Source organism: Bacillus sp. IBL03825 (assembly GCF_024712505.1).
Classification (GTDB): domain Bacteria; phylum Bacillota; class Bacilli; order Bacillales; family Bacillaceae_G; genus Bacillus_A; species Bacillus_A wiedmannii.
The window spans coordinates 1282232-1306119 of the sequence record NZ_JAMXKE010000001.1 but is presented as its reverse complement, the minus strand read 5'-3'; the positions used below and the strand labels follow the sequence as shown (position 1 = coordinate 1306119).

The 23888-nt window shown below is 36.0% G+C and carries 26 protein-coding genes and 1 riboswitch; of the genes, 8 read left to right on the top strand and 18 right to left on the bottom strand.

Features of this window, described 5'->3' with window-relative positions:
- Positions 1 to 15: 15 nt before the first annotated feature.
- From NHG49_RS06795 to NHG49_RS06765, 7 genes are all read right to left on the bottom strand, one after another.
- Positions 16 to 1200: a saccharopine dehydrogenase family protein gene (locus tag NHG49_RS06795; RefSeq protein WP_064476727.1), complete on the bottom strand. Its 1185-nt coding sequence runs from the start codon at positions 1198 to 1200 to the stop codon at positions 16 to 18.
- Positions 1197 to 2294 (bottom strand): 2-aminoethylphosphonate--pyruvate transaminase, encoded by a 1098-nt coding sequence (gene phnW / locus NHG49_RS06790; protein ID WP_064476728.1) that lies wholly within the window; start codon positions 2292 to 2294, stop codon positions 1197 to 1199. Before phnW ends, NHG49_RS06795 begins: the two co-directional genes overlap by 4 nt.
- Before the next feature lie 15 nt (positions 2295 to 2309).
- Positions 2310 to 3104, bottom strand: coding sequence for a phosphonoacetaldehyde hydrolase (phnX, locus tag NHG49_RS06785; protein ID WP_064476729.1), 795 nt, complete (start codon positions 3102 to 3104; stop codon positions 2310 to 2312).
- A 21-nt stretch (positions 3105 to 3125) separates the two neighbouring features.
- The gene (locus NHG49_RS06780) at positions 3126 to 4883 is read right to left on the bottom strand and encodes a putative 2-aminoethylphosphonate ABC transporter permease subunit (RefSeq protein ID WP_142315487.1); all 1758 of its coding nucleotides are present in this window, start codon (positions 4881 to 4883) and stop codon (positions 3126 to 3128) included.
- Positions 4884 to 5885 carry a putative 2-aminoethylphosphonate ABC transporter ATP-binding protein gene (locus NHG49_RS06775; RefSeq protein ID WP_064476731.1) on the bottom strand — a complete coding sequence of 334 codons (1002 nt, stop codon included), beginning with the start codon at positions 5883 to 5885 and terminating at the stop codon, positions 4884 to 4886. It lies immediately after the preceding gene.
- 24 nt (positions 5886 to 5909) lie between these two features.
- Positions 5910 to 6986, bottom strand: a complete 1077-nt coding sequence (locus NHG49_RS06770; protein ID WP_088048360.1) for a putative 2-aminoethylphosphonate ABC transporter substrate-binding protein — start codon at positions 6984 to 6986, stop codon at positions 5910 to 5912.
- Positions 6987 to 7214: 228 nt separating this feature from the next.
- Positions 7215 to 7367, bottom strand: a complete 153-nt coding sequence (locus tag NHG49_RS06765) for a hypothetical protein (RefSeq protein WP_000240799.1) — start codon at positions 7365 to 7367, stop codon at positions 7215 to 7217.
- 147 nt (positions 7368 to 7514) lie between these two features.
- On the opposite strand from NHG49_RS06765, the gene NHG49_RS06760 reads away from it, so the two are divergent.
- Complete coding sequence (locus NHG49_RS06760; RefSeq protein WP_002070938.1) at positions 7515 to 7850, top strand: DUF3905 domain-containing protein; 336 nt, start codon at positions 7515 to 7517, stop codon at positions 7848 to 7850.
- A 38-nt stretch (positions 7851 to 7888) separates the two neighbouring features.
- Here the strand turns inward: NHG49_RS06760 and NHG49_RS06755 are convergent, their stop codons facing one another.
- The 5 genes from NHG49_RS06755 to phaR all read right to left on the bottom strand — a co-directional run bounded on the left by NHG49_RS06755 (position 7889) and on the right by phaR (position 13097).
- Positions 7889 to 9238, bottom strand: a complete 1350-nt coding sequence (locus NHG49_RS06755) for a TrkH family potassium uptake protein (protein WP_001204688.1) — start codon at positions 9236 to 9238, stop codon at positions 7889 to 7891.
- A gap of 23 nt (positions 9239 to 9261) precedes the next feature.
- Positions 9262 to 10455, bottom strand: a complete 1194-nt coding sequence (locus NHG49_RS06750; RefSeq protein ID WP_258125633.1) for an NAD(P)/FAD-dependent oxidoreductase — start codon at positions 10453 to 10455, stop codon at positions 9262 to 9264.
- A 94-nt stretch (positions 10456 to 10549) separates the two neighbouring features.
- Complete coding sequence (gene phaC, locus NHG49_RS06745; protein WP_258125632.1) at positions 10550 to 11635, bottom strand: class III poly(R)-hydroxyalkanoic acid synthase subunit PhaC; 1086 nt, start codon at positions 11633 to 11635, stop codon at positions 10550 to 10552.
- 82 nt (positions 11636 to 11717) lie between these two features.
- Complete coding sequence (locus NHG49_RS06740; RefSeq protein ID WP_000250411.1) at positions 11718 to 12461, bottom strand: acetoacetyl-CoA reductase; 744 nt, start codon at positions 12459 to 12461, stop codon at positions 11718 to 11720.
- A 153-nt stretch (positions 12462 to 12614) separates the two neighbouring features.
- The gene (phaR, locus tag NHG49_RS06735; RefSeq protein WP_000566955.1) at positions 12615 to 13097 is read right to left on the bottom strand and encodes a polyhydroxyalkanoic acid synthase subunit PhaR; all 483 of its coding nucleotides are present in this window, start codon (positions 13095 to 13097) and stop codon (positions 12615 to 12617) included.
- 198 nt (positions 13098 to 13295) lie between these two features.
- Between phaR and phaQ the strand changes: the two genes are divergently transcribed.
- The 7 genes from phaQ (at position 13296) to NHG49_RS06700 (ending at position 18766) form a co-directional block, all read left to right on the top strand.
- Entirely contained in the window at positions 13296 to 13748 is a 453-nt protein-coding gene (gene phaQ / locus NHG49_RS06730; protein ID WP_000903018.1) for a poly-beta-hydroxybutyrate-responsive repressor, read from the top strand.
- A gap of 42 nt (positions 13749 to 13790) precedes the next feature.
- The gene (phaP, locus tag NHG49_RS06725; RefSeq protein ID WP_000448584.1) at positions 13791 to 14315 is read left to right on the top strand and encodes a polyhydroxyalkanoic acid inclusion protein PhaP; all 525 of its coding nucleotides are present in this window, start codon (positions 13791 to 13793) and stop codon (positions 14313 to 14315) included.
- Positions 14316 to 14416: 101 nt separating this feature from the next.
- The gene (locus NHG49_RS06720) at positions 14417 to 14860 is read left to right on the top strand and encodes a MaoC family dehydratase (RefSeq protein ID WP_001067917.1); all 444 of its coding nucleotides are present in this window, start codon (positions 14417 to 14419) and stop codon (positions 14858 to 14860) included.
- A gap of 147 nt (positions 14861 to 15007) precedes the next feature.
- Complete coding sequence (locus NHG49_RS06715) at positions 15008 to 15193, top strand: alpha/beta-type small acid-soluble spore protein (RefSeq protein WP_000241212.1); 186 nt, start codon at positions 15008 to 15010, stop codon at positions 15191 to 15193.
- A gap of 114 nt (positions 15194 to 15307) precedes the next feature.
- Positions 15308 to 16627, top strand: a complete 1320-nt coding sequence (locus NHG49_RS06710; RefSeq protein WP_088048358.1) for a TrkH family potassium uptake protein — start codon at positions 15308 to 15310, stop codon at positions 16625 to 16627.
- Between the two features lie 38 nt (positions 16628 to 16665).
- Positions 16666 to 16831: riboswitch (yybP-ykoY riboswitch) on the top strand.
- 90 nt (positions 16832 to 16921) lie between these two features.
- The gene (locus NHG49_RS06705; protein WP_000383306.1) at positions 16922 to 17716 is read left to right on the top strand and encodes a TerC family protein; all 795 of its coding nucleotides are present in this window, start codon (positions 16922 to 16924) and stop codon (positions 17714 to 17716) included.
- A gap of 198 nt (positions 17717 to 17914) precedes the next feature.
- On the top strand, positions 17915 to 18766 hold the full coding sequence (locus tag NHG49_RS06700; protein WP_000893044.1) for a formate/nitrite transporter family protein: 852 nt from the start codon (positions 17915 to 17917) through the stop codon (positions 18764 to 18766).
- Positions 18767 to 18793: 27 nt separating this feature from the next.
- Here the strand turns inward: NHG49_RS06700 and NHG49_RS06695 are convergent, their stop codons facing one another.
- The 6 genes from NHG49_RS06695 to NHG49_RS06670 form a co-directional block, all read right to left on the bottom strand.
- Positions 18794 to 19060, bottom strand: a complete 267-nt coding sequence (locus NHG49_RS06695) for a cyclic-phosphate processing receiver domain-containing protein (protein ID WP_316250393.1) — start codon at positions 19058 to 19060, stop codon at positions 18794 to 18796.
- 59 nt (positions 19061 to 19119) lie between these two features.
- On the bottom strand, positions 19120 to 19842 hold the full coding sequence (locus tag NHG49_RS06690; RefSeq protein WP_098102703.1) for a prepilin peptidase: 723 nt from the start codon (positions 19840 to 19842) through the stop codon (positions 19120 to 19122).
- Positions 19843 to 19954: 112 nt separating this feature from the next.
- A complete protein-coding gene (locus tag NHG49_RS06685; protein ID WP_000147205.1) occupies positions 19955 to 20665 on the bottom strand; it encodes a LutC/YkgG family protein in 711 nt (236 codons plus the stop codon).
- Positions 20665 to 22086, bottom strand: a complete 1422-nt coding sequence (locus tag NHG49_RS06680; protein ID WP_154131604.1) for a LutB/LldF family L-lactate oxidation iron-sulfur protein — start codon at positions 22084 to 22086, stop codon at positions 20665 to 20667. Before NHG49_RS06680 ends, NHG49_RS06685 begins: the two co-directional genes overlap by 1 nt.
- A gap of 16 nt (positions 22087 to 22102) precedes the next feature.
- The gene (locus NHG49_RS06675) at positions 22103 to 22822 is read right to left on the bottom strand and encodes a (Fe-S)-binding protein (RefSeq protein WP_000869144.1); all 720 of its coding nucleotides are present in this window, start codon (positions 22820 to 22822) and stop codon (positions 22103 to 22105) included.
- A gap of 168 nt (positions 22823 to 22990) precedes the next feature.
- A complete protein-coding gene (locus NHG49_RS06670) occupies positions 22991 to 23680 on the bottom strand; it encodes a FadR/GntR family transcriptional regulator (RefSeq protein WP_254913065.1) in 690 nt (229 codons plus the stop codon).
- Between the last annotated feature and the right edge of the window lie 208 nt (positions 23681 to 23888).

Sequence of the window (23888 nt, the reverse complement as noted above, 5' to 3'; positions counted from 1 at the left end):
CATAAACTGCCTTACTTATACAAAGTTATAACTTTCTTTTTCAGTGAAAACTTCTTCATGAATATGAATACCACGCTTTTTTAGTTCATCAAAAATGATTTGTGGATTTACAAAAGCTTCCTCAGGTGTCACAACACCAGCTTTATTTACATTCCCTTTTGCGATTAACTCTGTAGCAATCCCAAATGGAATACCGACGTTTCTCGTATAAGCTCTTAATTTTTCCCATCCTACAACAGAACCATCAGATAACGGGTGTGTATGATATAATACGTGCCTTTGTTTTTCATTATTTTTCACACCTATTACTTCTACATGAAGTGCATAACCGTAAATTTCTGTTTCTTGCCCTTCTTTCGATTGCAATAAATACTTCGAAATACAATCCATAATGCCAATTTCTTTCCCATTTATGTCAACCCGATCATTACGCAATATACCATAATCATATAAAGCACGTACGAGCTGCATATTTTGCTTTGGCCAAGTTCCTCTCGTCTCTATCAGCTTGACGCCTTTATTTTCTAGTGCTTTTGCTAACGTAATCGTTTCAGAATGCGGTATTATATACTGCGTTGCCTTACCATAAGGCGCCGGTAATTCAATTTCTCTTGGACGCGCAAACGGCGGTACTTGCTTAAACTCACCATCTTCATATACTGTACGCAATCGTAAATGTGGATCATATTCATATGTCGTTGTTTCTGTAATTGATGCAGAAAAAGCAATTGGACGGTACGAGCCATGACTTACACGTACTGACTCTACAGTATCTAGCTGATTTGCTGCATGCATTGCCATCATTTGCGTTACACCTGGCGTCATACCAAAACCAGGTAAACACGTTTTTTCATTTTGAGCAAATATAGAATGAAATTCATTTTCTTCACCAAATCCATTCAAATTCACACCGTGACAACCTGCTTCTGCAATACATCGAGTAGACAATCCATTTAACTTAATTGTCGTACCGTCCATTACAATGTCATAACCTTTCATTTTTGCAACCGTATCCTCGTGATTTGTTACATCTACTTTCACAAAATCAACACGAGGATCGTTGAGCCATTCTACTACTTTCAGGCCCTCTTCTTCATTAAAATCAGCTACTGTAATCGCCTCAAAAGATGAAAATTGTACTAAATCTAAAATTGCTTCACGACAAATTTTACCTGCTCCACCTAAACAAAATACTTTCATCCTATAGCAACTCCTTCAGCTATACTATTTACTAAACGATTTATGTCTTCCTCATGTACGTCACCGATATTTCCAATGCGGAACGTATCTACTTTCGAAATTTTACCAGGATAAATAACAAATCCATATTGCTTTAATTCATTATATAGCTGTTGAAATTCAAATCCTTTTTCTGGATAAATGAAGGATGTAATAATAGGCGATTGATATTTTTCATCTACTAGTGGCTTAAATCCGATTTCTCTCATTCTACTCACTAATAGTTTTTGATTGTTATAATATCGATTGTAACGAGCTTCTACTCCGCCCTCTTTTTCTAATTCAAGTAGTGCTTGATAAAAAGCGTGCACAACATGTGTAGGTGACGTAAAACGCCATTTCCCATTTTGATTTTCCATTGTTTCCCACTGATCGTATAAATCTAATGATAATGAACGTGCCTGTCCCTTACATTTCAACAATTCAGCACGCTTTGCAATAACAAAGCCGAACCCAGGAACACCTTGAATACATTTATTCGCACTACTAATTAAAAAATCAATTTGCAACTCAGCGATATCTATTTCAATACCACCAAAACTACTCATTGCATCAACTAGTGTTACTTTTCCATATTGCTTCCCTAATTTACATACATCTACAATTGGATTGATAATACCTGTTGTTGTTTCACAATGAACAACTGCAATATGTGTAACCTCTTTATCTTGTTGCAATATCCTTTCTACTTCTGCAATATTAGTAGGCTCCCACTCTTCTGTTTGACTGACCACCACATCTATATGTAACATCTCTGCCATTTGTACAATTCGCTTACCGTACGCACCATTTGTACATACGAGCAGCTTTCCGTTTTTAGGAATGACAGATCCAATCACTGCTTCAACTGAAAACGTACCGCTTCCTTGCATTAAAACAGTTGTATATTTCTCCTCTTCTTTCGTTGCTAACGATACAAGTTTAGCTCTTACCTCTTGTACCATTGTGTTATATTCAGCATCCCACGTACACCAATCGTATAACATAACTTCTTTTACTGTTTTGGTTGTTGTTAATGGTCCAGGCGTTAATAATAAATAGTGATTTTCAGTCATGATCCTATTCCCCTTTTATGAAATAATAAGTTCTTGTTTCTCGATATGTTCCATTACGTTTTCGAGTTCCTGCATCGTTTCTATCGTAAAGTGCGCCCCATTTTCAACGAAACGATTGCGAACTACTTCTATTTTTTCACGAAGTTCTACCGGATCCATATTCTCCACTTCCTCTTCAGTTAAGCCGAGTTCGCTACTGCCGAGAATTACACCTACTGTCCACATACCAGCATTTCTTCCCTCTTTCATATCTGATACTGTGTCTCCAACTTTTATCATATGATTCATTGGATATACACCAAGCTCCATCGCATTTTTATAGCACATCCACGGATACGGACGACCTGCTGGAACATCATCTGGTGTTACAAGAAAATCCGGTTTATACCCTTGTAGTGCTGCTTCTTTTGCTACAATGTCCATCATTTCTCTCGTATAACCAGTCGTTGAACCAATTTTAATTCCTCTTTCACGTAAAGAAGCAATCACTTCTTTTACTCCATTAATCGGCGACGCATAGCGCGGTAAAATAGCGAAGAGAATCTTTTCGAATTCTTCATACATCTCCTGAATGTCTGCTTCTGTTGGTAATTGTCCGAAAATACGATTCCACTCACTTGCAATACGAGTCATCTCAGTTAATGCTCTAACATGATCAATTTTCAATAATCCCATTGGCTTACGGGCTTCTTCTGCAGTAATTGCAACACCGCGTTTATGGAAAATCTCCATAAATACTTCCAGTGGTGCAAAACATCCGTAATCAACTGTTGTACCTGCCCAATCAAAAATAACTGCTTCTACTTTCATTCAATCCATCACCCTTCTTATTTATCTTTTTTGCCATTGTGACGTTCGGTTACGAAGTGCTTTCGTTCCCCATTCATATACAACTCTCACTACAATATTTGTAACAACAATAAGTACACTCATTGCAGCTGCTGGTGCTACATTTCCTGCATCATCCATATTTACAATTGATACGGCAGCTAGTTTAAAATCAGCTGCATACAGGAATACAACTGCTGAGACAGTTACCATTGAATTTACGAAGTAGTACATTACCATTTCTAAAATGGCTGGTAAACACATCGGTACCGTAACTCGAAAGAATGTTTTATAAAACGGTATCCCCATCGACTGTGAAACAAGTTCAAACTCTCGATCTAATTTCTTTAAAGCTGTCGTTGCCGTAACAAATGTTACAGAATAAAAATGAATGATATTGACTAGTACTAGCACAGCAATTGTTCCGTATAGAGAATGGAACGGGTTCGTTACGGAAAGTCCAAAGATTTGTATTGTTGGTTGACTAAAGAAGAAGACGTAGCCTACCCCAAGTACTAAACCTGGTATCGCTAAAGGAACGATAGAGAAAAAGTAACCTGCTTTTCGGAAAAATTGTAGCTGATCTATTTTCTCAATCGCATAAGCGAACATAAATGTTAAAACCGCTCCAATTACTGCAGTAATCGCTGAAACAATTACGCTATTTTTAAATGCTCCAAGTCCATCTCCTGTTAAACTGGAAAAATTGAAATGCTCAAATGTAAAGCTCATATTATATGGCCATACTTTCACACTTGCAGCAATACCAACTGCCACAAATAATAGAATGATCATAAGCGTTACTACGCTACAATATACGAATGAAATAACATCTCTTTTCTTATTATTTATTATTCTGTAAGGTACTGATTTGGAAGATAAAAGATTCGCCTGCTTTCTTTGCGTAATGCGATCAACTGCAAAGGCAAATATAGCTGGGATTAATAAAATCATTCCGACAGTTGCACCCATCGGCATATTTTGCTGCCCAATTACTTGCTTATATACGTCAGTAGCAAGTACATTATATTGCCCACCAACAATTTTTGGTGCCCCAAAATCAGTGAAACTAAGTGTAAACACAACGAACATCGCACTAATTAATCCGTACTTTACACTAGGTAAAGTAACAGTGAAAAATTGCTTTGCTTTACTCGCTCCTAACATATTAGAAGCTTCATATAAACGATAATCAGAGCCTTGAAAAGCAATTAATAATATAAGAAATGCTTGCGGAAATGTATACATGACTTCAGCCATTACAATTCCTACTGGTCCATATAAAGGGATTTGTATCCCTTCAAACAAACCAAACATTCCTTTCGTTACTAACCCTTGATTACCAAATAAATATGTCAGTGCGATACCATGCATCATCGTAGGTGCGAATAATGGTAACAACGCAATATATTGAAATACACGCTTTCCAAACACATTCGTACGAGCGATCGCATAGGCGTAAGCGAAAGCGAGTGTCACTGCAATAATTGTTGTCGCGCCCGAAATCCATATCGTATTTTGTAATGATTGAACTAGCGTTGGTGTTGTGAAATATTTACTGAAATTCGCAACACCAATGAAAGCTCCATCTTTATCATAAAAAGCTTGTGTAAACAATTGTAATAAAGGTAATACAAGCATGATCAAAAACGCGAGAAGCATACCAATAATTAATAGTCTTTGTATCCACTCTTCTTTACCGATACGTCTCTTAATCTTTTTTTTCGTACTTTCTACCTTGAAATCTTCTAACATCTCCATCTATACAATGACCTTCTTTCCATATGACAACATATGATTTTCTGAGAAAGAGATTTGAATCGGCTTTCCTTTTCTAATTGCGGTTGCTTCTACTTCTGATGCCAATATATCCACTACAATTTTCTCGTTATAAAGATGTGCTTTTTCTTCTACGACTCGCACTTCCGTCCGATATACAGATCCGCGAAATTCCATGTTTTCAACAACCGTTTTAATACCATCCTTTTGTACAACTGTTACATGCTCAGGACGAATTGCATGTTCTTCATTGTTTTTCGAAAAGAAATTAATAGAACCAATAAAATCTGCCACAAACGGATTGGCTGGTCTTTGATAAATCTCCTCTGGTGTGCCAATCTGCATAATTTCCGCATGATTCATTACAACAATTTTATCGGCCATCGTTAATGCCTCTTCTTGATCATGCGTAACCATAATAGTTGTTACTCCTACTTTTTCTTGCAAATCACGCATTTCTCTACGTAACTTTTCACGCACTTTTGCATCTAAAGCAGATAACGGCTCATCGAGTAACAAAATATCCGGAGACAGAGCGAGCGCACGTGCAAGTGCTACTCGCTGCTGTTGTCCACCAGACATTTGAGCAGGATATTTATCTTTTACATTCAGCAAATCTACAAGTTCTAACGCCTCTAACGCTTTCTCTTTTACTTCTGCTTTTCCATATTTTTTTGTCTTTAAGCCGTATTCAATGTTTTCAAGTGCTGTTAAATTCGGAAATAATGCATACGATTGAAACACCATTCCGAAATTCCTCTTTCCAGGAGGTAATGCTGTAATATCTTTTCCATCCACAGCTATACTACCTGTTGTTGCCTCTTCTAGCCCTGCTAAAATTCGAAGCAATGTTGTTTTCCCACAACCACTTGGGCCTAATAAACATACAAACTCATTTTTTTTCACAGTAAAAGAAATATCTTTTAACGCTGTAAATGCATCAAACTTTTTTTGAATGTGTTGAATTGATAAATATTCGCTCATTTTTTCTCTCTCCCACTCACTTACTTACTTTTTCGGTTCTGCTTTTTGGCCAAAATCTTTTTCCCATTTTTCTAAAATTTTGTCACGATTTTCTGCTGCCCACTTAAAGTCATTCTTTTTGTATAACTTTTCTGTCACATCTTTAGGGAATCCATCTGGAAGTTTATAATCATTTTTAATTGTCGCAAATCCATTTTTCTCGAAGTATAACTTCATTACATCATCAGTAATTGCCCAATCCAAAAATGCTTGCGCTAATTTTTCATTTTTTGCATTATCTTTTTTAATAAGTGCGTTCGCTTCTACTTCCCAACCTAATCCTTCTTTCGGCAATACAACTTCAACCGGTGCACCTTTTTGTTTCTCTTTCAAAGCACTATAAACCATTGATACGCCAACTGGATATTCACCTGCGCCTGCTAATTTCGCTGGTTTTGAACCTGAATGAGTATAAGTTGCCATATTATCATGAAGTTTCTTCATGTAATCCCAGCCTTTATCTTCACCCATAATTTGTAACCATGCAGAAACTGTTAAAAATCCTGTTCCAGAAGAAGCTGGATGTGGCATAACAAGCGTTCCTTTATATTCTGGTTTCGTTAAGTCTTCGTATGATTCTGGCATCGGTAAATTTTTCTTCTTTAATTCTTCTTTATTTATAGCAATCCCCGTCATAAATGCCGTATTACCTACCCATTTTTCTGGTTGCTTATCATCTTTAAATTGCGGAAGAACACGATCTGCGCCTTTTGGAGAGTATCCTTTTAACATATCTTTTTTATCTAAAGCTAATAGACTAGACGCTGCTGTTCCCCATACAACATCTGCTTGTGTATTTTTTCCTTCAGCTAGCAATTTCGCTGTAATAACTCCAGTTGAATCACGAACAATGTTCAGTTTCACATCTGGATACTTCTTTTTAAAAGAATCAAGATAAATTGGTACAAGTTCTTCTTCAATCGCTGTGTAAACAGTTAATGATCCAGATAATTTATCATCCTTTACTTTTGCCCCAGCACTTTCTTCTTTCTTTGCACCACACCCCATTAATAACGAAAATACCATTCCAGTTGCTACAGCTTTAAAGATTGTTTTTTTCACTGTCTCTCTCTCCTTTTATAAATCTTATGTACAACTCAAATATAAACAACTAGTGTAAAAGCAGTATTAAACCAACATTAATCTTTTGTTTGTTGTTTGTTTTTGTGTAATACGTTGCTATTTCTATGTTTTTTCGCATTTTTCTGCCAATAATGAACACTAAATTTACAAATAATTAAAAAAACCTTTATAATCCCACAAAAAAATGAGGCGTTTGTAAAAAACGCCTCATTTTTGTTTACCTTTTTTTGAATTACGATTTGCATACTTCGCGCTATTTTCTCCTTCATACTCTAATGCAAATTCTGCATCTGGTAAGCTTTCTTTCGGAGTTTTATTATTGTTGATTGCCGCATTTTGTTTCACTTTTCTTTTTACCAATACATTCACCTGCTCTCAAAAATTCACTTTCTACTCTAGTTTGAAGCAACATTAAATAATTATTACTGGCAAGTGTTAACAAGTACATAAGAGCCGCTAGATGGAAATACTACCTATGAAGAAAGTATTATAAAAGGGGCGATTATTTTGAAGAAGAAAGATAAAATTCAGTCACCAATTTTAGATGAAACGCTCCCGCATCAAATGAATTTCCCATCTTTTAAAGGAACAGGAAAGAAGATGCAACAACCTTTCATAAATCAATATGACGTCGTAATCGGAGACAGTAAATATGATTCCGAGAATAGTCCACTTCACAATTGGACTGATGAAGTAGACCCTGCCATTATGGCTGGAGAAGAATGGATTCATCCTACAAATGATATTGGGTGGATTTCAGAAGAAAATCAAGAGTTGCTAAAAAAAGAAGTGGATAATAAGAATGACGCTTTTATGCATCCGCAATTTGGCATTAACGACTAAAAAACCATTCTACCTCACATAGGTAGAATGGTTTCATACTATCCAATAATAATTCTCTCTTTCGGGTATTTATAGCGAGGTGGCTGTTCTCTTCCCCCACTAGCCAGTATAAATGTTAAAATACCGACACGCCCAATAAACATAAGTACAATGAGTACAAGTTTACCAACAGTTGTTAAATCTGGCGTAATACCTGTCGATAGCCCTGTCGTCCCGAAAGCAGAACACACTTCAACAATTAAACTCATAAGCGGTACATTTTCCGTAATAGATAAAATAAAGAGTGCTGTGGCACATAATAAAATCCCCATCGTCATAACGACAGATGCTTTTAGCACGTCCTCTTCATGTAACTGACGTTTGAAGACTCTGACCGTTCTTCCACCTCTTGCAAAAGTGTATAACGATAATATACTAACAGCAAATGTTGTTGTACGTATTCCGCCCCCAACCGAACTTGGAGATGCCCCTATAAACATTAATATACTCATAAATAAAAGCGTCGGTTGTGACAATTCACGTATATCCATTGTAGCCAGTCCACCACTTCGCGTCGTCACAGATTGGAATAATGTATAAAAAACTGTTTCATGCCATGACTTTCCTGCTAAAAACTGATTTCGCTCTAGTAGAAAAATCATAATTGTTCCAACGATAACGAGTGCAAAAAATGTCGTTGTCGTCAATTTTGTAAACAACGAAAAGCGGAATAGTTGCTGTCTCCTTTTACTAAAGAATTGCTTTACTTCCATTAACACCGGGAAGCCAATCGCTCCTAAAATAATAAGTAACATATGAATCATTTGCACAATATAATCTTTTTTGTACGGAATTAGTGATTGTCCAGTTAAATCAAATCCTCCGTTCGTAGTTGCACTAACAGCGGCAAAGAAACCGTGGAAATAAGCTTCTTGCCAAGTTGGAAAATAAAGTAGAAATCTTGTACCTAATAGTATTGCTCCAATAAGTTCTATCGAAATAATTACAATTAAAATAGAACGCATCAATTCTACAAGGCCTGATAAATTCCCTTGATTATGGTCTGCCATAATGAGTCTTCTTCTCTGCAAACCGATTTTTTTCCCCGTTATAATCCAAACAAATGTACCAAGTGCCATAATTCCTAAGCCGCCTAATTGTAAAATAAGGGCTAACATAATAATTCCTGCCGTAGTAAATGTATCTGAAATTGTAACAACAGACAGTCCCGTAACACTTACCGCACTAACAGATGTAAAGAGGGCATCGATAAATGTCCATTTCACACCAGCCTTCGTAACAAACGGGAAACTAAGCAATATCACCGATACAACTACTGCTAATAAATAAAACAAAACAATAAGTTGTACAGGACGTAATTTTTGTAAAAACTTTTTTATATCTCTCATTCCATCACTTCGCTACCTTTTTTCTATCGATTAAATAAAGAAAAATCTTCACTTTCTTTATTTGTAAATAACTGCTCAAATAATTTGGCAAATACCATTCCATACACAGTTCCATTACCTCCATACGGCAATGCGTAAAATAAATTATGTATCTCTTTGTCTTCTTTTAAAATAGGGAGACCATCATGACTACCGCCAAATGCTGCCGCCCAATAGTACTCTGCCTGTATATTCTTATACTGCGGGAACATCTCTTTTACAATGTTAATAAGGATATCACGCTTATGCAATAATTTCGTATCACCGATTGTTTGAATTTTCATCGCTTCATCTAATCCGCCTACAATAATACGGTTTTGATACGTTCGAAAATATAAGTAAGGCCGTGCTGTTTCCCAAATTAATGATTGTTCATGCCAGCCTTCAAATAAATCTACCTTATTTGTCACCACTGCATATGATGTTTCCACTGTTGTATTTTTTTCTTTCTTTCCGAAAAGTGCTTCATATCCTGTCGCCATAATAATATTCTTTGCTACAATTTGATTTCCTGTTTTCGTGTAACAAATTAAATCATTTTGGCGTTTTTTTATATGTATGGCCTCTGTATGCTCAAGTATAGTAGCTCCCATTTGATTTGCTTTATGCAAAAGGCTATGCGCTAATAAATACGGATTCACTTCGGCATCACCATGCGTATATAACGCTGCTTGTTTTATAAATGAATACTTCTTCTTCATATGTGAATCGGTAAAATATTCAACCGGGAATCCATAATGGCGTAACGTATTATATTCTTCTTGTAAAAACGATACATCCTCATTTCTACTTGCATAATACAAACTACTTCGCGGAATAAACTGGGGATCAATATCGAGAGTCGGTACAACTTGCTCCATTGTTCGTAACGCTTCGTAACATAGCTTATATGCTCGTACCCCTTTTTTTTCACCAAATGTATGGATAAGTGAGGTTAGCGGTTTATCATGAAGAAATTGTAGTAAACCTGTATTAGCAGCTGTGCTACCACATGCGATTGCTCGTTTTTCAATGAGCGTAACACGCATTCCAATTTTCGCTAACGAATAAGCTATATGAGCACCTGCTTCTCCGCTTCCGACTACAAGCACATCACATATCATATCATTTTCTAATGATGGATAACAAGGTATAGAAACTCCTGTATTCCAAAACAACTTACCAGTCATAAGTTTCATAATTATACTCCTAAAATATAAATTTCTCCTTTCTATCTTTTGTTATTTCCCATAAAAAAATCCAACTAACATACGCTAGTTGGATTTTTTATTTTTAATTAGAACGCTCCTCCAGCCAATTTCCAACCGTCGGATATGTTTGTTTTACCGCTGTTCCACCGTAAACGATCGACATATGTCCCGTTGGTAAACATACATATTGTTTATCTGTGCTAGAAATATGATTTAGCAAAGCTTCTACTTGGCAGGGCAGGGCAATATGATCACGTTTCGCAGAAATATTTAAGACATTCGCCTTAATATTTGCAAGGTCTACCTTTTGTCCGCGAATAACGAGTTCACCTTTCACTAATTTATTATTTTGATAAAAATCACGAATCCATTGTCTATACGATTCACCTGGGAATGGAATACCGTCACCAACCCACTTTTGAACTAATTTCCAGCTTTCGACGAAGCGCTCATTTTCTGAACGATCGAGTAAAGCAACATATGGACCTACAAAGTTTGTAATTGGTTTTAACATCTTATTTCCGAAATCAATCATTTCTGGCGGAATATTTCCGAATGTATCAACCGCTTTATCTAAATTGAAGTATTTCTCATCTAATAAAGGACCGTATAATCCTGTTTCGGAGAAATCAAAAGGACTTGTCATAAAGATTAAGTTGCGAATTGGCATGTGCGGATGAAGTGCTGCATAAATAGAAGTTAGCGTTCCACCCATGCAATAACCAAGTAAAGAAATCTCGTCCGATTTCGCAGTTCTCATTACTTTCTTCACTGCTTTTGCAATATAATCAAACACGAAATCATCAAATTTCAAATGACTATCTTCTAAACCAAATGTGCCCCAATCAAGCATATACACATCAAAACCACGATCTACTAAATATTCCACTAAACTATTTCCTGGAGTTAAATCCATAATATACGGTTTATTAATAAGCGCGTATATTAATAGGATTGGAACTCTCTGTGTTTTTTCTTGTTTTGGAATGTAACGATACAGCTTCGTTTTATTCTTCGTCCAAATAACTTCTTTCGGTGTTAAACCAACTTGTGGTTCTGGTTCGCGTAATAAAACTTCGCTCGCTCTTTTCACACGGCGATATGCTTTACGATATTCTTCTGGGTACAACTCCAATTGCTTTTCCCATTCCGTTACGAATGTAGTCATTTTTCTATCTCCTTTTCGGTCGATTTATTTCTAAAAAAAGAAGTGCATTCCTGCTATGGATATGCACTTTTTTCTTACTTCATTACATGTATAATCCGCCGTTAATGTTTAATTGCTGACCTGTGATATACGCACCGTCACGGCATAGATATACTACACCTTTTGCAATTTCATCAGCTTGACCAAAACGTTTTTTCGGGATTTTCGCAACGATTTTTTGACGCACTTCTTCTGGTACTTCTGCTACCATTTCAGTATCAATAAATCCTGGGCAAATTGCGTTTACAGTTACATTTGTTTTTGCAAGCTCTAATGCTAATGATTTTGTAAATCCTAACATACCTGCTTTTGCTGCAGAGTAGTTTGTTTGTCCAAATCCACCAGCTTGGCCAATAATAGAAGAAATACTAATGATTCTTCCTTCTTCTGCTTCCGATATGTATGGAAGTACCGCGCTTGTTGTATTAAATACACTGCTCAAGTTCACGTCAATTACGCGCTCCCAATCTTCACGATTTAATTTTTTGAATGTACGATCTCTTGTAATACCAGCATTATTAACAAGAATATCAACTTTACCAAAATGATTCACAGCTTCTTCTACAAGTCTGTTTGCATCTTCTACTTTAGAAACATCCGCTTGAACTGCATAAACGTCATGTCCTTCTTTTCCTAATTCATTTACTAAGTTTTCAGCTGCTTCTTTACTGCTGTTATAGTTAATAACTACTTTTGCTCCCTCTTGTGCTAATGCTACTGTAATTGCTTTTCCAATTCCTTTTGCCCCACCTGTTACGATTGCTACTTTGCCATTTAATTGAACCATTTCTTTTCCCCCTTAAATGAATTTGTGAACGATTGTTATGAATCATTTTGGTACTCATATGAATAGAGTCCATATATTAATTATGTTTCGTTGTTTATATATGAAAAAGAGATTCTCCCTTTCCCTTTTGCACGTTATAAACAAACGCTATTATCATTTTTTATTTTCCGGCTTATTCGCAGGTTTTACTTCTTCTTTTGCAGGTACTTGTAGTTTCTCTAGTACTGCATTTTGCTTTTCTAGTAACTCTAAAATTTGATCAACTTTCGTTTCTAGCGTGCGAATATCTTGTTTTACTTTCGTAACATCACGCTTTAATGTAGGAGCTTGTCCTAATGAATCCACTTTCTCTTCTAGAATTTCCTCAATGTTATCAACTTTATTTTCTAAATTGATAACAAGCGTAGCTACTCTAGCGATATCCTCTCTCGTCGGCACATTCACCTGTTCTAAATAATTTTTTGTCGTATCATTTAATGCTTTTTGATAAAACAAATTCAAATCTAGAACGCTGCCCATCCAAGCAGAATATTCTTCTGTTTTAATTGTTTCATTGAGCGCTTTTCCCCAAAATGTTTCGGTTTGTTCATAAGCATTTTTCCATGCTTGCAATGGATCGAATTTTTGATCAATCACTTCGCCTACACTCCCTTTTTCGTTTTTGAAACAATTCAACCTATTCACTATTTTCTAATATTCTGAATAAAACTTCAAGTCTATATTTTATTTTTCTTTATTTTCCAATAAATGTGTTGACATTAAAAACAGATAGGTGTAAATTGCACTTATAAGCAAAAAATTCCATCTAACTGATTCATGAGGTGATGCACAATCATGCTACATAATGAACCAGAACACCCAGAAAGTTTGGAAAAAAACCAAGCGAAACAACCAAACTCCATGCCAAAAAACTTCTTAGTTCCTTTCTTACTTCTCTGTCTAAAAGACTGGAGTCTTCATGGTTACAAACTCATTCAAATGCTAATGGACATCGGCTTTTCTTCTGTTGACCAAGGTAATGTGTATAGAACACTACGCAAATTAGAAAAAGAAAACCTTATTTCTTCTACTTGGGATACAAGCGAAGGCGGGCCAGCGAAACGAATTTATTCTTTAACAGAATATGGAGAGCAATATTTAACAACATGTGCGACTTCTTTTGAACATTATCAAAATATGTTGCGGACGTTTTTTACGTTATACACCAATGCATTCTTTCCATTTTCTACTTCTCCAGAAAAGGATGAAAAGGATTCTTCATCTTCACCTGGTGGTACAGCAGAGTAATCTGCGTTCACAATATGCAAAAAAACATTTGGAGGTCAAACAATGGAAACTAAGCCATACGAATTAGTCGATGCATTTTGGAAAAACTGGTCTCAATCTCTTTCCCTCTTCTCTTCAGCTGGGAAACAATTAGAGCAACTTACTTTAGAAACTTTAAAACAACAACAAGACGCTTTGCATAAATTAACATCAGGAGTAGATGAACTAGAAAAAGAACTACAACAATTCACTGCTCAGTTCAATAACCAATATACAGATTACGTGAAGCAATTAACTGGAAACTCCTTAAATGATCAAATTAACGAGTGGCAAGGAAAATGGAATGAACTTTCTACTCAAATGCACCAACTTACTGTTTCTCCTACGAAAACATCTTTGTCTATTCTTACTCAAACTAGCGGTCAATTTGAAGAAACAACAAAACAATTTATCGAACAACAACAATTACAACGTGACGAGGTTCAAAAACAGTTAGATGTTTTTTTGGGAGAGTTCAAGTCCAAACAACTAGAACTCGCAAAGCAGTTCGAGGAAAACTCAAAAAATTTATTTACTTCCATCAAGTAAGAAAGATGTGGGAGCTAACTGCAGCACAAACAAAACTCTTTCTTCCTCCTACTACATCAAGATGGCTGGCATTTTTCGATATGGAAAAGAAGGAGGCCAAAATGAATCCATTTCAAGAAGCACAAACTGTTCCGGAGCTTCGTTATGATGAGATTCAAGTCGGTGATCAAGCATCCCTTACAAAAACTATTACGGATGAGGACGTTATTAATTTCGCAAAATTAACTGGAGATGTGAATCCTATTCACATTTTAGATTCTTTTGCAAAAACGACAATGTTTAAAGAACGTATTGCTCATGGCATGCTCGTTTCCAGTTTCATTTCGACGATTCTTGGAACGAAACTCCCTGGCAAAAACACGATTTATTTATCTCAAAACGTTTCATTCCGTGCTCCTGTCAAAATTGGTGATACACTTCGCGTTGTGGCAGAAGTCATTAAAAAACGAGACGATAAAAAAATCATTACGTTGCAAACAAACATATATAATCAATCCGGTGATATTGTCGTGGAAGGTACAGCGACAATACTGAAAAAAGAGTAGCAAATTTGCTACTCTTTTTTCTATCCAATAACTTCTAATCACACCGATTACTTCCGCGTATGAGTACGTCGTTTCCACATAAAATAACGTTACCAGTTTAGATAGGTACTTAGCTGAACTGGACTACTTATAAGGATGTGTATCAACATGGTAAAAACAAACAAATTACTAGTTCCAGGTGCAGAACAAGCGCTTGAACAATTTAAATATGAAATCGCACAAGAATTCGGTGTTAGCTTAGGTTCTAATACAGCATCTCGTTCTAACGGTTCAGTTGGCGGTGAAGTAACGAAACGACTTGTTGCTTTAGCTCAACAACAATTACGTGGATAATACTATACCATATGGCTTAGAGGCAGATATTCTCTGCCTCTTTCTATTTTTAACATACATAATCGTGCTTTTTCACATACTAGTAAGAGCAAACTGAAAGGAACGATATGTAACATGAAACGGATTAATATTAGCATGAGTCCTCCCCGTGTTCTTACTTTGTCTTTTATTATGTTATCAATTATCGGTACATGCTTATTAAAGCTACCAATTGCTACAACAACGTCTATTTCATGGCTCGATGCTTTATTTACAACCGTTTCTGCTTGTACGGTTACAGGGCTTGGTGTTGTAGACACAGGAAAAGTATTTACCTTATTTGGCCAATGTGTCATTTTAACGCTTATACAAGTGGGCGGACTTGGCATTATGAGCTTTGCCGTTTTAATTGCGATTATGCTCGGCAGAAAAATTGGTCTTCAAAACCGAATTTTACTGCAACAAGCGTTAAATCAAACGAACATTGGTGGCGTCATTCGTCTTGCCAAAGCATTATTTTTATTCTCTTTTACAGTCGAATGTATCGCTACTTTAATTCTTTCTTTTGAATGGGTACCAAAATACGGGATTGCTAAAGGGATCTATTATAGCTTTTTTCATTCGATCTCTGCTTTTAACAATGCTGGTTTTTCTGTGTGGAGCGATAATTTAATGTCCCATTCTCATAGCATTCTTGTCAATCTCGTTATTTCCTCCCTCATTATTTTAGGTGGAATTGGTTTTACAGTAATCGTAGATATAAAAAGAAAGAAAAATTTTAAAAACCTTACATTACACTCAAAACTTATGCTCTCTTCTACTCTAATCGTCAATATTATTGCGACTGTTTTTATTTTTATATTCGAGTTCCACAATTCCCTTTCTATGAGAGAATTTACCCCATTTGAAGAAGGAATGGCCGCTTATTTCCAGGCGGTTTCAACTCGTACTGCCGGGTTTAATACAGTTGATATTTCTGCATTATCAAAGCCTTCCCTACTATTAATGATGCTCCTTATGTTTATTGGCGCTGGTAGTGCTTCAACCGGTGGTGGAATTAAGTTAACAACATTTTTAATCATGTTTTTTGGGGTGTTTAAATTTTTACAAGAACAAGATGATATTGTCGTTTTTAAAAAATCTATTAAAGATACTCTCATTGTCAAAGCATTGACCATCACTATTATTTCCATTTCATTTATCTTTTTTGCTATTTTAATTTTAAGTATTACTGAGCGAGTTCCTCTATTGATGAGTGCTTTCGAAGTATTTTCAGCATTTGGGACTGTCGGTCTCAGTATGAATTTCACACCACACTTAACTATGATCGGAAAAGCTATTATCCTCTTTATGATGTTTTTTGGGAAGATGGGACCTTTAACATTGGCTTTTTCATTTGCACGTAAAAAGAACCGAAAAATAAAATATCCGAATGAAGATATTTTAACAGGTTGACAACCGTATAAATTATCCATATAATGAGAGTACAATAGCATATCTCCAAAGGGGAGTAGCGTCCAAGAATATTTCTTGGAAACAAAGTCGTCATTACGTAGAACTTAGTTCTTCCGGCTTTGTTGGCATTTTCATTACATATGTCTAGCAAGACCTTTGCCTATTAACGGCAGAGGTCTTTTTTGTATTAATTTCCAAATTCTTCCAAAGTTAATAGGCAGGAGTATGGGGAAACTAAATAGTGGGGAAATTCTTCACTTATTTAGTACTTATAGAAATGAGAGGAGAATGTACATGGATGTATCATTATTATTGGAGTATGGTTGGGTATTACTCATCCTAATTGCACTAGAGGGGATTTTAGCGGCTGATAACGCTCTCGTTCTTGCAATTATGGTAAAACATTTACCAGAAGAAAAACGAAAGAAAGCACTATTTTACGGATTAGCGGGGGCATTTGTTTTCCGTTTCGGATCGCTATTTATGATTTCGTTCCTAGTCGACGTATGGCAAGTGCAAGCAATCGGTGCCATTTATCTTATGTTTATCGCTGGTAATCACTTATTTAAAACGTATGTTAAAAAGAATTCGGATGAAGACACAGAAGAAAAAGAAGCAAAGAAAAAACAAGAGAACTTTTGGTGGACTGTATTTAAAGTTGAGGTTGCTGATATCGCCTTTGCAGTTGATTCAATTTTAGCTGCTGTTGCATTAGCAATGACTTTACCAAAAACAGGCTTAGGTACAATTGGTAGTCTTGATACTGGGCAATTCGTTGTTATCTTTGTAGGTGGACTTATCGGATTAATCATTATGCGATTTGCAGCAACTGCTTTCGTACAAATATTAAAACGTAAACCAGGACTTGAAACCGCAGCATTTTTAATTGTAGGTTGGGTTGGTGTGAAATTAGCAATTTATACATTAGCACACCCTGCATTAAATGTAATTCCGCATTCATTCCCAGAATCTACGCCATGGAAACTTACATTCTGGATTGTATTAGTTGGAATCGCAGTTGGTGGCTGGTTCTTCTCGAAAGAAGTAGAAGTAAAAGTAGAAAAGAATTTAGACGAAAAAGCGCTGTAATTACAGCGCTTTTTTTTCCTTCCCCCTCTCAATGTCCAGAAAAAATTCAATTATACTATCTTTTGTAAACGTTTTCTTAATGTATGTATGTCCTTTTTGTGAAACATTGCACAAACTTATTGAAACTAAGAACAATTCCATGTACTTTATTCATATAAGGAGTATTTATAGATGATGTACTAAAGGAGCGTATTACTCATGCTAGAACAAGGATTAGATTATGTTGTCAAACTGGCAAAGAGCAAAAAACAAATGCTAGATACAAACCCGATGCAATATTTCATTCGTGCCGCACTTGCGGGTATTTATATCGGTTTTATTATTGTACTATGTTTTAAATTAGGTAACTTTTTTCACATTGCAGATTCACCAGCAACTTATTTAGCTGCTTCTATGTTTTTCGGAATTGCTCTCGTTCTTATTATATATGGCGGTGCTGAATTGTTTACTGGAAACACAATGTACTTCACTGTAGCAACTTTAAGAAAAGAAACAACGATTTCTGATACACTTCGTAACTGGTTCGCTTGTTATGCAGGGAATTTAGCTGGAGCTTTATTCTTTGCCTTACTATTTTATGCAACTGGAATTTTCGAAGCAATTGATCACGGCCATTTCATGAATAAAGTAGTAGAAGGAAAAATGAATACACCTACAATGCAATTATTCTTTAAAGCAATTTTATGTAACTGGCTTGTATGTCTTGCGTGTTTCTTACCTTCTCAAGTTAAAGGTGATACAGCAAAAATTATGATGATGATGCTACTCGTTTTCACATTCTTCTTATCTGGTTACGAGCATAGCATTGCAAACTTATCACTGTTTGCTCTATCTTTAGTTTCACCGCATCCGGAGACAATTTCTTTTGCAGGTGCTATTCATAACTTAATTCCAGTTACAATCGGTAACATTATTGGCGGGTCCGTCTTTGTCGGTATGGTATACCATTACTTAACAAAGAAAGTACCTGACGTGAAACAAGAAGAAACTGAATTAGTAGCAGCTCAACAAGAAGAAATCATTCCGTTACAAGCACATATGAAACATTAAAAACTCCAAAGTTTTACTTTGGAGTTTTTAGCTCCCCACATATTTAACAACAAGGTGCGGATTAATTTCTCCTTCTTCCTTTCCCTTATTAATTCTCTGTTTCATCTTGTGCATACCGATGACATCATTCGTATGAAGGTGAATTTCATTTACATATAAACCCTCTTTACAAAAAGCCTCTAGAAAATCTAATCCATTTCTTTCCCCCCATCCCATATTAAAATTAAGGGAAAGAATATTCACATCATAATCCCGAACCATGTGCAAAGCACATTCTACTGTAGTGGCGGGCACCTACCCGTACGGACAACTTCTTTGATCATCCATATATACATTCATTTTCTATCCCCTCTCTATTTTATATACGTGACCAACATGTAACATATTGCTCCAAGACTAATAAAAGGACCGAACGGAATTTGGCTCCTCATTTTCATACGTTTTAATACTATACCAACTCCAAAGAAACAAAGACTAAAGCAAGATGCTAAAAATAAGATCATAAAAATCCCTTTCAGTCCCACTATAAATCCAAGTAACGAAAGTAATTTTATATCCCCTTCACCAAGCCCCTCTGGATATATCTTTTGCATGCAATATAACAAAATGAATATAACGCCACTACCAACTATACTATCTGTCCAAGTCACTAACGGTACAAAAATACATTCTAAAATGAGTAAACAGGCAAACCAAGCTAAAATACGATTTGGGATTAACATATATATGTAATCTGTAACTGAAATAATAAGAAGTAGCGAAAATAGCGATAAAATGATGATAAGCTCTCGTTCCACCCCAATCATATATACAGTAAGAAAAAATATCATTCCGGTTACAAGTTCAAATACTACGTACAAAATTGAAATTTTCCTCTTACAATTCGTACAACGTCCCCGTTGTATACAAAATGAAATGATTGGGATCAATTCTTTTGGCTTTAGCACATACTTACAATAATGACAATGTGAACGAGGGGTAATGATAGACTCACCTAGCGGCACTCTCATCGCAATTAACATAAAAAAAGAACCAAACACCATCCCCACTAACAATGCATATAAATAAGTGAACATCCCTTCCTCTCCTTTCCAGAAGAACATAGCAAAAAAAGGAGAGAAATTCTACTTCATATTATTTCTATTCTATTAAAAAAGCAGGCCATTTTCTGGCCTGCTTTCCCCTCTTTTATACGATGAAATATACTGCTTTTAATGGTCCGTGTACTCCGACAACAAGATTCATTTCAATATCTGCCGAGTTACTAGGTCCTGTAATAAAGTTAATACAAGATGCTACTGCCTCGCCATTTTCTACACGTGTGTTCATATCCTGAACAGCTTGTGTAATACGAGGCACAAGTGTTTCACGTGGAATAATAGCAAAGTAAACAGTTGGTAAAAAGTGTAAAGAACGACCTTGACCTTTATGACTTTGTACAACAATCGTACCAGATTCAGCTAAAGTATAATCACTAAATGCGATTCCAATATTCGCTCTTTCTGCGATACGCATATTCTCTTCTTTTTTCTCAGGATCCCATACATTCACTTCAACATTTTGCTTTGGAAGCTCTTCTTTAAATAAAGAAGTCAATCCATAAGAATCAAAACGTTCATCTGCCGATAACATAATAGGTCCCCCGCCGTTTTCCACGATTACTTTTTGAATATCTTCACGTAAACGGTCGTTTGTCGTTTCCACTACAGTTGTATGAATGTTTGTACATTGATTTTTAAATACTTCTAACAATTCTTCTTGTGAATAATCTTTTAGCGTTTCTACATTCACATTACTTTTCCATGCTGGGCGCTTTACGCCTTCCGTTTTCCGCTCACGTCCAAGTTCTTTTGCAATATTATCTAGAAAGGACTCACGGTTTTGAATTAATCCTGTCATTATTTGTCCCCGCCTTTCTTATGATCTTTATACCAATCACGGAATCGTTCTTTACTTGGAGCCGGGAATTCACGAATATCTGTCCAGTTTTTAAGTGGTCCAACACCTTTTAATACACGGTTGCCAGATGTAAATGGACTCATTGCTGCTGGCGCCATTTTTGATCCCATTTTATATAAAGCTGCTGAAGATGCACCCATACTAAACATTTTCATTGCTAATTTTTCTGCAAGTGGTGCACGTCCTTCTTGCTCAACAATTACTTGACGATGTTTTAATAATAAATCATGCAATGGTATTTTTACTGGACAAGCTTCTGTACACGCTCCGCATAAACTAGAGGCATATGGAAGCTCTTTGTAATCATCATATCCGCCTAAAAGTGGTGTTAATACCGCACCGATTGGTCCTGAGTATATAGAACCATACGAATGTCCACCAACGTGACGATATACAGGACATACGTTAACACAAGCAGCACAACGGATACATTGCAATACTGAGCGGAATTCAGATCCAAGAATTTGAGAGCGGCCATTATCAACAACAACTAAGTGGAATTCTTCTGGTCCATCTACTTCCTCTTCTTGAATTGGTCCCGCTACAGTTACATAACTTGTTAATTTTTGCCCTACTGCACTACGACATAGTAAACCAACTAAAACATCTAATTCTTCCATTGTCGGAACCATACGTTCCATACCCATTACTGCAATTTGAGTTTTCGGAATCGACATAACAAGATCGGCATTACCTTCGTTCGTTACTAAACAAAGAGAGCCAGTATTTGCAACTGCAAAGTTACAACCTGTCACACCAATTTCTGCATCCATAAATTTCTCACGAAGTTGTTTACGAACAAACTTTGTCATTTCATATGGATCATCAGAATTTTCATAGCCAAGCTTTTCTTTAAATACATCACGAATTTGCGTTCTGTTTTTATGAAGTGCGGGCGCAATAATATGTGAAGGTGGATCGTTATCTACTTGCAAGATATACTCTCCTAAGTCACTTTCTAACACTTCACAACCAATCTCTTCAAGGGCATGATTCATACTAATTTCTTCAGTTACCATTGATTTTGATTTTACAACTTTCTTCGCTTGTTTCTTTTTTGCAACGTCTTGAATATACTTTGCTGCTTCCTCTTTCGTTTTCGCAAAGTACACATGTCCGCCTCTTTTTGATACATTTTCACTTAACTGCATTAAGTAATAATCAAGATTTTCTAACGTATGTTGGCGAATTTGTTCACCTAGTTCACGCCACTCTTCCCAGTTTCCTAATTCGTCCGCTGCTTTTAAGCGATTCGTATATAAGCGCGTTTGCGCAGAAGATACTGCTCCGCGCATAAAAGAATCTTGAATTCCATCGCCAACGCGATCATTAAATTTTTTCTCACTGATTTTCATAGACATAGCTTATGTTCCCCCTTCATGAGCGACTATTTAGTACCTCAGCAATATGCATTACTTTTATTTCTTTTCCTAAACGCTCAATACGTCCGCCAATGTTTAACAAACACCCACAATCTGCACCGATTAAATAATCAGCACCTGTTTCCATTGCACTATCTACCTTTTCATCTACCATTTGCTCAGAAATTGGAGTCATCTTCACTGAAAACGTTCCCCCAAACCCACAACAATTTTGTTCGTTTGGCAGTTCTCTCACAGTTAATCCTTTTACGTTTGATAATAAAATTCCTGGTGCCTCTTTTACTCCAAGCAGGCGTGTCATATGACAAGATTTATGAATAGTTGCTATCCCTGGTAAGCTTGCACCAACATCTGTCACTTTTAAAACATCTACAATAAATTGTGTAAATTCATATGTTTTATCGGCAACCTTTTGTGCACGTTTAGCCCACTTCGGATCATCTTTAAAAACATGCGGATACTCATGAAACATTGTCGCACAAGAACCAGATGGTGTAACGATATATTCTGCATCTTCGAAAGTTTCAATCATATGTTTCATCGCTTCTTTTGCTGCTTCTACATGGCCGCTATTATAAGCAGGCTGCCCACAACAAACTTGTGCTTCTGGAAATTCAATTTCACAACCTAAACGCTCCAACACTTCAACTGTTGCTTTGCCGACGTTTGTTTCAAACATATCGACTAAACAAGTAACAAATAAAGTAACTTTCATAATTATTACTCCCCCTTTTTACAACTCCACCAACAAACATATGGTCATCAGATGACTAAGGAAAGAAGAAGTAGGCTCAACCATGGCCTACCCTCTCCCCCTTCTAAAGAAAACGCTTACTTAATCTTTCTCTATTTTATCAAAAAATTTGATTTTTAAAAGATTAAATTACGAATTTATATCGTTTTTACCTGTGACAATATGTTCTACATTTGTTAAATGATCTAGCATTGCTTGCTGCGCTAATTCTACATCTTGCTTTAACACTGCATCATATATAACTTGATGCTCTTCTATAAGTCGTTCTGATGTTGTTTGTTCACCATATAAAATAATGCGTCTTGATTCACCAATCGTTTCAGCAATCATCTCTGAAACGTGATTCATGAGTTCAAGCAAAATGTTGTTATGCGAAGACTCCGCAATTCCCATATGGAACTGAAAATCTGCTTTTTCGCCAGCCTTTTCATCTCCAATGCTCTTTGCCATTTCATCTAACCAATGCTTCATATTTTGCAAATTATCTTCCGTACGTTTTGCCGCAGCTGCTCGAACTGCCCCCACTTCAAGCACCTTTCGTACTTCTAATAAGTTCAAAATATCTTCTTTCTTCATTAATAATTTATTGTTTAATGATTTTGTTAATGAAGAAGAATCGAAATTCTTCACATATGTACCTTCTCCTTGTTTCATCTCAATTAAGCCCATTGCTCTTAGCGCACTTAGCGCTTCACGAACAGCAGATCTACCAACTTGAAACTGCTCAGCTAATTGATGTACAGGAAGTAGTTTGTCACCAGGTTTTAACGTACCATTTTTAATCATTGTTAAAATAGCTTCAGATACTTCTTCGTAAATCTTTTTCGGTTTAATAGATTTGTACTCCAGTTAAATCACCTCAGTATCTTCCAAACAACAATTGAAACGATTTATAAGAACTTTGCATCATAACTATTTTAGAACGAATTGGTAAGAAGTACAAATGTTTTGTTCATAAAATCGTCAAATTTTTAATATTTATTTGATATCAATTTATATGTATTCCTCTATTCATTTGTACTCATGA